The organism is Microbacterium sp. ZXX196, from assembly GCF_009709595.1.
GTDB classification, from domain to species: Bacteria; Actinomycetota; Actinomycetes; order Actinomycetales; family Microbacteriaceae; genus Microbacterium; species Microbacterium excoecariae.
Window position 1 is genome coordinate 1 of the sequence record NZ_WMEE01000042.1, and the last position, 402, is coordinate 402.

At 66.7% G+C, this 402-nt stretch carries 1 protein-coding gene; it reads left to right on the plus strand.

Translation table 11 applies throughout. The features are described from left to right. A partial coding sequence (locus GJQ66_RS12170; RefSeq protein WP_230379572.1) for a hypothetical protein occupies positions 1-328 on the plus strand: 328 nt, incomplete at its 5' end. Between the last annotated feature and the right edge of the window lie 74 nt (positions 329-402).

The following is a 402-nucleotide window of genomic DNA, read 5'->3' on the forward strand; positions in this document are numbered from 1 at the left end:
GTCCCGTGCCACCGTCCTGGCGACCGCTATGGGAGCCGCCGTCGCTCTCGCCAGCGGCCCCGCCACTGACTCGCCCAGCCACAAGGACTGGTCACCGCAGTGCGACTGGGGCAAAGCCTGCATCCGCCTCGCGTCGGACGCAGGACGGTGGTGGAACATGAACAGCTGCGGCTACAACCCCATCAACGACCGCTTCTCCTGGGCCAAAGCCCACGGCAACGCCTTCACCGTCACCTACGTCAACGGCACATGGGACCGGGTCGAGGCGTGGACCGAACGCCCGCTCGACGGCAACAACACGGTCATCAGGGTGGACGTGCACTGCTGAGGCCGAAAAGCCACTCACCGGACCGCACCGCCCTCTTCCTCGCCATTGGGGGCAGCGGTCTTTGACCCCATAAC